This window comes from Spirosoma terrae (assembly GCF_010435915.1).
Taxonomy (GTDB): Bacteria; Bacteroidota; Bacteroidia; order Cytophagales; family Spirosomataceae; genus Spirosoma; species Spirosoma terrae.
Window position 1 is genome coordinate 227,721 of the sequence record NZ_JAAFZH010000010.1, and the last position, 12,626, is coordinate 240,346.

Genomic DNA, 12,626 nt, shown 5'->3' on the forward strand with positions numbered 1-12,626 from the left:
TTATGGTTTGTGGTTTATGGCGCATCAGCAAGTCTCGCGCCAGCCACCATAAACAATAAACCACAAACCATAAACTATACACTCTAAATTAAAAACTTACCAAGGTTTACCTGTTCCCTGAACCAGCCAGCCTTTCGACCAGGCACTGTTCTTACCATCCGACTGCGAATTGGCGGTCGTTTCCAGCTTCTCGATGGCGGCTCCTGAGTTGGTTTTATTCAGATTCAACTCGTCGCGCATGTAATAGAAACGTAGCGGCAACGCCTTACGCTTGGCAGCCGGACCAGGCGTCAGCACCGGCAAACCCGTCCGACGATAATCGAACCAGGCTTCCGTAGCATTTGTCCAGCTGGCTATCCACTTCTGACCGATGAGCTGCGCTAGTGTTCCGTCATAAGCAACCCCTTTCTGAGCGATAAATGTATTGTAGCTACTAGTTAATCCCCAGGCCGTTAGCGACGCTTTGATAGCCGCTTCGTAATGTGTTTTGGCGTCGCCAGCCGCCCAACCTTTTTGTGCGGCTTCGGCCAGAATAAAATGAACCTCCGCTGCCGACATCAATCGTGCCTTCAGCAAAGTTCCTTTCGCCTGCATATAGATTTCGTTCAGGTACGAAACGTGCGGGTTGTACGATGTCTGTCCCGGTGTTGGGTTGAAATTGTACCCGGAAGGCAACTGCGACACACTCGGCGGCAGACCGACGTAGTTCGGATCGGTATCAATGGCTGTTGTACCTACTTTATCGGGCGACAAATAGCGGATTCCGTTCACAATTTTATCGGTTCCGGCGGGTAACGTAGCATCGACCGCCAACGGAATTTCGACTTTCTTGGCCCAGACTGCCAAACGAGGATCATTGGTAGCCTGCATCGGTTTAACCAACGTAGTACACATTTTAAGGCGTCGATAGTTACTACCACTCACGTCATAAACCGTATTCGACGGCCAGGAGTCGCCGGAATTATTGCCCGCATACGCCATCGTTGCATCGGCTGACGCATCGTCAATAATGGGGTATTGCGTTGGGTTGGCCATAATTTTTTCGATACCGGCTTTCGCCACGTCGGGCTGCTTGGCCGAAATACGCATCAGGTAGCGCAACTTCAATGAGTTAGCCAGCTTCTGCCATTTTGCCGGATCGCCGTTGTAGTAAAAATCAGTGTTTTCGACAATACTGGAATACGACGCTTTGGGCTTCGAGAGCAACGTAGCCGCTTTGTCCAGGTCCGACAGAATACCGGTGTAAATTGTCTGCTGATCATCGTATTTAGGCGTAATGAAGTCGGCTCCTCCCTGCTCTCCTTTCAGCCCATTCGTGTAAGGAGCATCGCCCCATATATCGGTTATGAGTCCAAAAATCATGGATTTCATCACCAGTGCAACCCCCTGATGGTATTCCAGATTCATCGCTACGGCCCGCTGATAGAGCAAGTCGTTGTTACGCAGCAGATCGTAATACGGCGTCCAGCTCTGATCGCCACCCCAATCGTAATCGTTATGACTACTAAACCAGGCATCTTTCTGCGTGTGCTGCACCACACCCGCAATATCCTGAAAACCCAGGTTAACGACGGCTTTGCCCGTTTCGCTGAGCACGGTAGGCAACACCAGATTCGGATTCACCAGCTCGGGCTGAACCCCATTCGGGTTTACATTTAATTCCGTCAGATCTTTACAGGAAAAGAACGAGAAAACCAGAACGGTCAGCACTGCGCTCTTTTTGAGTATATTGTTCATAGCTGAATAGTTTATGTTTCACCCCACGGCATCGTCGGACGTTGCCGTGGGTTTATGACTTTTTAAAACGTGAGACCAAGTTTGAAACCAACCGGAATAACCCAGGGCATTACGTTATAGCGCTCAATACCCTGTTTGAACTGCGTTCCGGCCTGCGGGCTAGACTGAGGCTGGAATGCCATTTCAGGGTCCACATTAATTTTAGCCTTTGTCCACAGAATGATATTCCGGCTGTAGACCGAGAAATTGGCGCTCTGCAACCCAATCGACTTAACGAACCTGGCCGGAATTTCGTAGCCCAGCGAAATCTCGCGAAGTTTCACAAAATCGGCATCGAACGTAGCAGCCCGTGTGAAACTCCACGGATAATTATCACCGTACGGAATGATCTTCGTACCAGAGCCGCCCAGATTTTCGGTGTACCCGGTAATGTTCCCCTGCGCATCATATTGCGCAATCACGCCTGGATTAAATACGCCATAGGCATAGGATTTACCCCCGAATTCGTAAGGAAATCCGCCGTATTCGGCCGTTGGGCCACCCACAATCGGGAAGCGGTTTCCGCTAATTTTGATATTTTCGTCGGCATTGGCGACCAGCCAGTTGCGAAGCTCATCACCCGAACGCCCACCCGGATTAATCAGGTTATCCAGGAATCGCTGTGAGCGCAGATCCGATTCCATATACCGATACGTCTGCGACACAAACTGACCACCCGACCGCCAGTCGAGGGAGAAGTTTAGCGTAAAGCCTTTATAAGAAAGTGTGCTCTGCGCGCCCAGCATGAAGTTCGGGTTGAAGTTTCCGATTTTGTTCTTCGAATTGGTGGCGCTTTTGCTCTGCCAGGACCCATCGTTGTCCAGGATCGGGTAACCGAAGTATTTAGACGATGGATCAGTTACCGTAATGATTTCGGCATCGTAAATATCACCAACCTTATCGCCAACGTAGGTCCACGCGCCCCCTTTGGCATCTGTCCACAACGTATAGAATGGAAGCCCATCGGCAAGCTCTTTGATCCGCGTTACGTTCTTGGTGAAGTTCCCGGTCAGGTCCCAACGGAGTCCGCCTTTGTCAACAATCGTTCCGCCCAGCGACAACTCAACACCCCGGCTTTCGAGCAATCCGGCGTTAATATTTTTGGTTGTAAATCCGGTAGATGGTGCAATCTGCGTTGGTAAAATCTGGTTGCGGTTTTCCGATACGTAGTACGTGCCTGAGAACCGAAGCCGATTTCGGAACATATTGTAGTCGATACCGACCTCGTAAGACGTAGCAATTTCAGGTTTTAGATTCGGCAGTAAGATACTGCCTGTCTTAGATAAGCGTGTTATACCGTTCCAGGCACCCGCATCGGCCAGCGTAGGATACAGGCTGTATGGATTAGCATCATTACCAACCTGCGCCCATCCGGCCCGGACCTTGAATAAATCGACCTGCTTCGGTAAATGAAACATTTCATTCAGCAGTACGCTCAACGATGCCGACGGATAGAAATAAGAACGGTTGTTGGCAGGTAACGTACTCGACCAATCGTTACGGGCCGTCAGATCCAGGTAAATCATGTCCTTATAGTCCAGATTTGCCGTACCGTATACGCTGTAGATAGCTCGTTTATAGAGATAGTTGTTATAAACCAGATTGTTAGGGGCAATATTCTGGATCGTATATAAACCAGGGATGATCAATCCTGCGCCATTTTTACTGCTGGTGCTAATATCGCTCGATTGCGAGTAGCGATTATTGCCGCCCGCCGAAATCACGACGCCCACGGCATTAAAACGCTTGGTATACGTAGCCAGGAAGTCGGCGTTACGTTCGTATCGTTTCAGATTAATTAACCCGTAAGCGCCGTTTGGTTCACCCGTGTAACTCTTGGCAATTTTCGTTTCGCGCTGCTCCTGATACGTATCGAGCGCGTAGCGTCCCATCAGTTTAATCTCAGGAGTTATCTGCCAATCAGCTTTCAGATTGCCAAACACCCGATCCCGCACAAAGCTGTTATTGACCTCATACGCCAGAAACCAGGGGTTGTTGTAATTACCAATACTTTGTGATTGTTGCTGCAAGCCTTCTTTACCCGGCACCCAATAGTTGCGTAAGTCATTGATATCGATGTGCGGGCTCACGGCATAAGCCCACTGCATTGGGTTGGTTCCGCGCTCGCCAGCAGGTCGGTTGTTTGAGTTGTTGCGGCTAAAATCGAGGTTGGTACTTAACGATAATTTGTCATTCACGCGAAGCAGCGTATTGATACCCAGCGTATTTTTAAACAAATCGGAGTTTGGAATAATACCCCGGCTGCTCATGTTCGAGTAGGATACCCGATACGTTATTTTGTCCGAATTGTTCGAAATAGAAACGCCGTTGGTGCTCGTAATGCCCGTACGGACAAAATCGCTGACGTTGTTGGGGTGCGACACCAGGGGTGTAGCTATTTTATTGCCGTTTGCATCAGTTGGGCTATTCCACTGGATGGCATTATAGCCTTTATCAAGTTCAGGGCCAACCCCACCGGACGAGCTTTCATTGATCTGTAAAATGCCGCCCGGATAAGGGTTATTGTCGGGTGTAAACGGCAGTTCGCCGGTAGCAAATTTTTTGTGCATTTTCAGGTAGCGATACGGCTGATCGAACACGGTATTCGACGTAACGGATACCGTCATACGTTGCGACCGGGAGCCGCTTTTTGTTGTAATCAGCACGACACCATTACCCGCGCGCGAACCATAGAGAGCCGCAGCACTGGGGCCTTTCAGAATGGAAATATTTTCGATGTCTTCCGGGTTAATATCCGAAATAGCGTTCCCGTAATCGACCCGGTTATCGCTACCGATCTGACTCACGTTATTCAACGTATTGGCAATAGGAACGCCATCGACCACAAATAATGGCTGATTATCGGTATTGAGCGATTTGGCACCGCGAATAATCATACTAACCGACGAACCCGTTGGGCCAGTCGTACTGATCTGAACACCTGGTACTCGGCCTGCCAGCGAGTTCAGTACGTTCTCCTGTGCCACCCGGCTCAGGTCTTTGCCCTGAACTTCGCCGACCGCGTAACCCAGCGAACGCGCTTCACGCTTGATTCCCAGCGCCGTAACCACCACTTCGTTCAGGACTTCATTATTTTCTTCCAGCGTTACGTTGATTATGGATTTAGTACCAACCACAACCTCCTGTGTTTTATGACCAATAAAGGAAAACACCAGCACCGCGTCGTTGTCGTTAACAGAAATGGAATAGGCTCCCCGTTTATCGGTAATAGCGCCCGTTTGTGTGCCTTTTATCAGGACGTTAGCGCCCGCAATGGGTTGCCCATCGGTTGCCAGCGTAACGGTGCCGGTGATGGTTCGGGGAGGTTTAGCATACGCGAGTCCTCCGGCTAGCAGATTCGTCAGGCACAGACCAACCAGCAGAGCCAGGGCCCGGGTGTGCTTGACCAGTAAGTGTTTGGTAGACATTGTGTTCATTCTCGCTAATAGTAAGCTGTACAACAGAGATTGACTTGAAATGGGTATTAGCATTGATCAGGGTCTGAACTTGATCTCGTTCAACAACCTCGATACGTTTTCTTCTGTGTTGAGTGGTGGTTGGTTTTGCTTCAGTAGTTCGTTGAAGTACGCTTCCAGACGATCGGAATAAGCCTGTAACTCGGCCTCCTGATGTAGTCCGGCCAGAAATTCGTCCAGCTCTTCCTGCGTCAGTCGACGATTGATCAGTTGATCGATTAAATACTTGCTGCGATGCATTGCCATCACATCTATCGTTTAGGCAGTTCGCATATAGTACGATTGAGCCCCAGAAAAGGACTATCACGTAACATTTATTTTATATTGGAAATGAGTGCCGTAGCGATTGGCTGACCGAAGGCTGGCCAGCCAAAGAATTCGATCAGAAAGAGGTTAAGCAAGTGTCAAATCGACTTTTTCGCGCAGCAGTTGTTTGGCTTTGACGAGTTGATTCTTAACCGTATTTTTTGAAATTCGCAGGAGTTCAGCAATTTCCTGGTACGACTTCCCACCTTCAATGCTCAATAATAGGATGAGCTTGCGCTTTTCAGACAACGTATTGATGGCCAGTTGCAGGCGTTCCATTCTGACTTCCTGATCGTCTTCTTCCTCTGGCTGTATGGGGTCGATACGTTCCAGATACCGCTGCCGTAACTGCTGATTTTTCTCCAGCTGTTTTAAATAATCAAAGGCCGTGTTGCGAAGACAGGTAAACAGATAGGAGCTAAAATTAAGCGTCGGATTAATCTGAGCTCGTTTATCCCATATTTTAATAAATACGTCGTGTACCATGTTCTCCGCGTCCTCCTGATCTTTCAGCAGATAGATACAAAATTTAAGCGCTGGCGTACGATAGTGCCTGTACAATGTACCAAAAGCCTCCTGATCGCCCTGAACAACTTTAGTAAGAATACTGTCGATTGAGTAGTTGATAGTCATACGTAAAAGGAGTGAGGTACGAAAAGTGGTGAGCAATTAAATTTTTCATTTAGTACAATACCAAGAATAATTATTGATATTGTGCCGCAAAAACCAAATATTATTTTTAAACCATGATTCAAAAAAATATTTGGCTCAACCCGGTTATTATATATATATAAGGAAGGACATGGCTATATAGCAAAATTTTATTCCGATATATCTACCATACAGAGACAAATTTAACTAGCTTATTTTCGAATTAATTTCGCACTTTGCGTAAAATAACCGTCAATTTGCGCAAAACGGTTGAATTTAATAATCAGGTAACCGGGATGAATAGTCCATGTCAATTGTGGGCTAACTATCAGTCAGTTACTAGAGCCAAGATTTTATCGATTTCACAATTACATAATACAATCTTGATCATTTATTAATCGTCAAACGGCTTGTCTTAGGTCTAACTACTAAATTTTACCCAACCCCGAATAGCCTGATCGCTTCTGAATGGCGTATATGAACTAAACACATGATGAGAACCGACAGCCAGCGTCGACCTTATCATGCTCCCGCCACTGACTTTTGAGTCCCTAACTGACTTTATAGGCTATGTCTCTTTTGCAACGAATACCCTGGCTGCTTTTCTGGCTCGTATATACCAGTACGTTAGTATCTGGTCAATCTCCGGAAAAGGCCAGTCTGCAAACACAATTAATTTTTCCGGTTCAGGAAAAACACGTCCATGGCAGCAGCCTTGTTCATTTGCCAAACGGCGATTTTCTGGCAGCCTGGTTTTGCGGTAGCGGAGAACGTAACGCCGACGATGTAAAAATTATGGGGGCCCGATTGAAAAAAGGCGACAAATCCTGGAGTGAGCCGTTTCTGATGGCCGATACCCCTGGCATTCCCGACTGCAACCCGGTTTTGTTTCTGAACCATTCCGGTAAGTTATTCCTGGTCTGGATTGCTGTTCAGGCCAATCGATGGGAGTCGTCGATACTACGGGTAAGAACCTCAACGGATTATCTGAAAACCGGGGCTCCCGTCTGGAACTGGCAGGACAATATTTTGCTTAAACCCGACAATCGGTTTGCCGAGGAACTAGCGGCCAAGTTAAAAAAATTACCCGACCATTCCGTTGGCTGGGCTGGCTACGCACCACGCTATGACGACCAGATCAAAGAAGCCAGCCTTGACCCGATGAAACGTAGTATTGGCTGGATGACACGAATCAAACCGATACTCCTGGGGACCAGCCGAATTGTTTTGCCCCTGTATTCGGATGGGTTCAATCTGTCGTTGATGGCCATTTCAGACGACGATGGCGCTACGTGGCACCCTGGTTTACCGGTAGTTGGTCGCGGGCCTATCCAACCAGCACTGGTCCAGAAAAAGAACGGTCATCTGGTCGCCTACATGCGCGACAGTGGCGACGGCCCCACCCGCGTCCACCAAAGCGAATCCAGCGATCAGGGCGAAACCTGGACAGCTACCATCAAGACCGATATTCCTAACACTGCCAGCGTAGAAGCGCTGGTTCTGCGGGATGGCCGATGGGCTTTTTTAGGCAACGACGTTGATGATGGCCGCTATCGTCTTAGTCTCTATGTATCGGACGATGAAGGCAAAACGTGGCCCTGGAAAACCCGTATTGAAGACCATTCGCCCGATCAGGGGGGCTACTCCTATCCGTCGTTGATTCAAACGCCCGACGGGCTGCTGCACATGACTTATTCGTACCATCCCAGCTCAACACAGAAATCGATTAACTACGTGGTCGTTGACCCGCGTAAACTCACCCGGAACTGAACATTCACCCCTATGCTACGTATTCGTACCTCATTCATTTGTGCTTTACTTTCGTTTTCCCTTAGTGCTGGGCAATTGGCGTTAGCTCAAACGGTTCATCAGGACAAGCCTTTTTTACAGGACTATAGCGTTAAATACTATCTCAACAAACCGAACGTAACACTTTCCGGCCTGGCATCCGACCGAAATGGTACGATTCAGCTACTGTCAAGCGAAGGGTTACTGCATCCATCCAGCGGGCAGTTTCTGGAGCCGGGCACGCTGGTTGCTGACCGTTCCTACCGACCCATGCAGGATATGCGGATTACAGCCATCGACAGCTACGACAATCAGCTTGTTTATCTCGACAATCGTGCCGTCCTGAGCAATGCCTGGGCCGGGAAACTATTTATCGAACACCAGCTACCGCAGGCCCGACTGCTGGCCACGGGCAACCAGTTTACTTTTCTGGTGTCGGATGGCAAGGCAATTCATTTTCTAAAAGACAACAAAATTGCCTGGAAAGGCGATTTCTCAGGCGACGAACTACTCGCTATCCGTTTCCAGCCCGAGGCTAATCAGTTCTGGTTGCTGGGCAAACAGTCACTACATACGTTTTCTCCGAAAGACAAAAAACTGACGAAGGTTATCAGCGGCTCAGGGTTTACGTCGTTTGCCTTAAGCCCTAGCCCGCAGAAAGTCATTATTGGTACGAACGATGGTTATCTGGAAGTTGATCCAGCCAGCAAAAAACAGGTTGGCAGTATCCATCAAAAACTACCCAGTACGGACATCACGACCGTAGCGACCGTTAATGGAAGACTATGGTTTGGCTCGTCGAAAGGGGCCTTTGCGCTACGTACTGATGGTAAGTTCGATTTCTACAACGGCGAACGCTGGTTACCGGGCAATCAAGTTGTACAGATTGTGGCTGGCCCCGAGAAAAGTGTGTTGGTACTCACTACCTCCGGACTTGCCCGGATCGAATATAAATCTATGACGCTGGCCGAAAAAGCAGCATTCTACGACAAACAGGTCCGTAGCCGCCATATCCGAAACGGATTTAACGCAACACTGAGCCAGATGACCAAAGGCGATCTGGCCACCGGCTACCTGGAAGATTCCGATAACGATGGTCTCTGGACATCCATGTACCTGGCCGGAGAAATATTCCGATACGCCGTTACAAAAGATAAAGACGCCCTGCAAAACTGCCGCGAATCGCTGGACGCGATGGAACGACTTTATAGCATTACGCCCGTTCCGGGTTTTCCGGCGCGCTCGTTCGAACGAGCGGGTTATATTGCCAAACTTAGCGACCCAGAGCGCTGGCAGCCCTCGCCACAACCGGGCTGGGACTGGAAATCGACTACCAGCAGCGACGAAGTTATTGGTCATGTCTTTGCCTACGGAGCCATGGCCGAACTGGTCGATGATACCGATTTAAAACGGCGGGCCGTTACGCTGATCGATACGCTGATGAGCCACATCATCACGCATGATATGTATTTAATTGATTTTGATGGCAAGCCAACCATGTGGGGTAAGTGGAATCCGACCTATGTCAATGCCTTCCCCATTAACGTGGGCGATCGGAAACTGAACTCGTCCAACATTATCGCCATGCTCCAGACGGCTTATCATTTTACCAAAAAAGAGAAGTATAAGGCGAAAGCGTACGAACTCATGAACAAACACGGCTATCTGGAAAACCTGATGCGCCCAATGAGTGTGATTGGGAAGGCGCCGGACGATGCCGACGAACACAGCAAACACATGTCGGACGGCTGGAACCACTCCGACGATGAGATGTATTTTGTGGGCTATTGGGGGCTGTATCGCTATGCCTTTACGCCCGAACTAAAAGCTAAATTCAAACAGGCGATTCTTGACCATTGGGAAGCCGAACGCCCCGAAAAAGAAGGTGCCTGGAATATTTTCACGGCACTGACGGGCACCAAAACGTTTGATCTACCCGAGGCTATCTGGTATTTGCAGGAACATCCGCTCGATTTGATCGACTGGGAGATTATCAACAGCGACCGGGAAGACATTGAGTTAGTACCGGAAAATTTCCGGAAGCAGACCACGAAAAACGTACTTCCGCCCGACGAAACACCAATCCAGCGACACAATGGCAATCGGTTCAGCTTAGACCGCAAAAAGGGCAACGGAACCTCAGAGCATAGTGCGGGTGATATATGGTTACTCCCCTACTGGATGGGTCGCTATCTGGGCGTCATCGGCGCACCCGTTGGTAAATGATAGCTTAACAACATACGTTTTTCGACAGGATTAATAGGATTATTGATGCGGGAACAAGTTTGTAAAGTCGGCTATCACCTTTACAAACTTGTTCCCGCATCAATAATCATGTTGATCATGTAAATCCTGTCGAAAAAGAAACCTCTATGACTTTTCTATCGCGATTGGGCTCTTATTGGCTAGTTGCCCTGTTGGTATGTTCCGTTGCTTCGGCTCAGTCGACAGTGTACCGGGACGTACCATACCTACAGGATTATAGCGTTAAATACTATTCGCCAGACACTACGTCTGCCCTCACAAATGCCGTTTCTGATCGAAATGGGCGGATTCAGATTCTTTCATCAACGGGATTATGGCGAACGAGTGGCGGCCAGCTTCAGTATCCCGGCACCCTCGTCCCGGATCAATCCTATCGACCCATGGCCGACCGGGTCATTAAGGTGATCAGACGCGTCGATAATCAATTCGTTTACCTCGACAACGTAGCCATTTTCAGCAATGCCTGGGCCGGAAAACTGTTTATTCAACACGGCATGCCCGACGCTACGTTGTTTTGTGAAACAACCAGCTCGACAGCCTTCGCGGTTTCCAATGGAACACAACTAAAGGCTTTTCAGGATGAGAAGGTATTATGGGAACTTTCACTACGTGATGATCAGGTCCGCATGCTACGTTTCGATAAGGTTCATAACCGCCTTTGGGTGCTGGGCAATCATTCATTGAATATCGTAAATTGGACCGATGGCAAACTCGACACCGTTTTTCGAGGAACTGACCTTACCTGCTTTGAACTTACTGGCCAACAAGCAATTATCGGCACAAAAAATGGCTATTACGTACTGGATACCAATTCATTCACACCCATTGGCGGTATCCAGCAAAAGTTACCGTGTCCACAGATAACAGCCATAGCATCCGTACATGGGAACTTGTGGTTTGGCTCCACGCAGGGCGCATTTATGCTACGTCCCGGTGGTAAATTCAACTACTATTACGGTGAGCGGTGGCTGCCCGGTAATACTGTCACGTCTATTTCGGACGGTCCAGACGGTTCTGTTTTACTTCTGACAAACAAAGGCTTGGGTTGTATTCAATTCGAGTTAATGACCCTTGAAGGAAAAGCGTTCCGGTATGAGCAGCAGGTACGTCAACGACATATCCGCTACGGCTTCAACTGCGACGAAGTGATGATACGTAACGGCGATTTATCCACCACTCAGCTAGGTATACGCGAGAGCGACAACCTCTGGACGTCTATGTATCTGGTCAGTCAGTTGTTTCGCTATAAAGTCACGGGCGATCAGCAAGCGCGGCAAAACTGCCTGGAATCCTTCGACGCGATGGAGCGGTTGTTCACGATTACAAGTATGGATGGCTTTTTTGGCCGGGGCATTGAACGCCGGGGGTATCAGAACAGTAAGAACGGTGGCCTGAACAAAGGCTGGAATCATGCCAACGACCCGGCCTGGGACTGGCGGGGCACTACCAGCAGCGACCAGACGGTGGGGCAGATGTTTACCCTCACGCTGATCGCCGAGTTGCTGGATGGCGACATCAGAAAACGGGCTATTACCCTGATGGACAAGCTCATGACCAACATCATAACGAATGACTGGTACCTGATCGATACTGACGGCAAACCAACACTCTGGGGAAAATGGAATCCCAGCTACGTGAATGGATTCCCGATTAATGTGGGCGACCGAAAGCTCAGTTCGTCCAATATCATCGGATTTCTACAGGCCGCTTACCATTTCACGAAAAAACCTATTTACAAACAGAAGGCTTATGAGCTGATGGAAAAACATGGTTATCTCGATAATCTGTTACGTCCAATGAAGGCGATTGGCTACGCCCCTACCGACGCCGACGCACACAGCAAGGAACTATCGGATGGCTGGAATCACTCCGACGATGAAATGTATTTTCTGGGCTATTGGTGCCTATATCCCTATGCGTTCACGCCCGAACTGAAAGCAAAGTATGCTGAAGCCATCAACGATCACTGGCAATTCGAGCGCCCCGAAAAAAACGGGCTCTGGAATCTTTGCTATGCTATGACAGGAGCTAAATCGTTCGACTTATCAGAAACAATCTGGTACCTACAGGAATTTCCGCTGGACATGATCGAATGGCCAGTCCTGAACAGCCACCGGCAGGACCTTGTCTTCATTCCCGACAATTTTCGAAGGCAAACCACTCAGGAAGTGCTTCCACCCGATGAACGCCCCGAGCTGAAACACAACCGGAATTTATTCAGACTGGATCGTCCCGACAAGGTCGTCAGCGAATTAAGTGCCGGTGATACGTTCCTGTTACCCTACTGGATGGGACGATATCTAGGCGTAATCAGCGCCCCAATTGTGAGATGATGTAACGATACTCCAAAAAATATATAAATGT

7 protein-coding genes are annotated in these 12,626 nt (G+C 48.8%); 3 read left to right on the plus strand and 4 right to left on the minus strand.

All coding sequences use genetic code 11. The features are described from left to right. Positions 1 to 96 precede the first annotated feature (96 nt). From GK108_RS20775 to GK108_RS20790, 4 genes are all read right to left on the minus strand, one after another. A complete protein-coding gene (locus GK108_RS20775; protein WP_163952680.1) occupies positions 97 to 1,737 on the minus strand; it encodes a SusD/RagB family nutrient-binding outer membrane lipoprotein in 1,641 nt (546 codons plus the stop codon). Positions 1,738 to 1,799: 62 nt separating this feature from the next. After that, entirely contained in the window at positions 1,800 to 5,204 is a 3,405-nt protein-coding gene (locus GK108_RS20780) for a SusC/RagA family TonB-linked outer membrane protein (protein ID WP_394366284.1), read from the minus strand. Between the two features lie 66 nt (positions 5,205 to 5,270). Further along, the gene (locus GK108_RS20785) at positions 5,271 to 5,498 is read right to left on the minus strand and encodes an aminoacyltransferase (protein ID WP_163952684.1); all 228 of its coding nucleotides are present in this window, start codon (positions 5,496 to 5,498) and stop codon (positions 5,271 to 5,273) included. Between the two features lie 147 nt (positions 5,499 to 5,645). Then, positions 5,646 to 6,191: an RNA polymerase sigma factor gene (locus tag GK108_RS20790; protein WP_212592851.1), complete on the minus strand. Its 546-nt coding sequence runs from the start codon at positions 6,189 to 6,191 to the stop codon at positions 5,646 to 5,648. 588 nt (positions 6,192 to 6,779) lie between these two features. On the opposite strand from GK108_RS20790, the gene GK108_RS20795 reads away from it, so the two are divergent. The 3 genes from GK108_RS20795 to GK108_RS20805 all read left to right on the plus strand — a co-directional run bounded on the left by GK108_RS20795 (position 6,780) and on the right by GK108_RS20805 (position 12,595). Then, positions 6,780 to 7,979 (plus strand): sialidase family protein, encoded by a 1,200-nt coding sequence (locus GK108_RS20795; RefSeq protein WP_163952686.1) that lies wholly within the window; start codon positions 6,780 to 6,782, stop codon positions 7,977 to 7,979. A 12-nt stretch (positions 7,980 to 7,991) separates the two neighbouring features. Beyond that, positions 7,992 to 10,223, plus strand: a complete 2,232-nt coding sequence (locus tag GK108_RS20800) for a hypothetical protein (protein ID WP_163952688.1) — start codon at positions 7,992 to 7,994, stop codon at positions 10,221 to 10,223. 146 nt (positions 10,224 to 10,369) lie between these two features. Next, positions 10,370 to 12,595: a hypothetical protein gene (locus tag GK108_RS20805; RefSeq protein ID WP_163952690.1), complete on the plus strand. Its 2,226-nt coding sequence runs from the start codon at positions 10,370 to 10,372 to the stop codon at positions 12,593 to 12,595. Positions 12,596 to 12,626 lie beyond the last annotated feature (31 nt).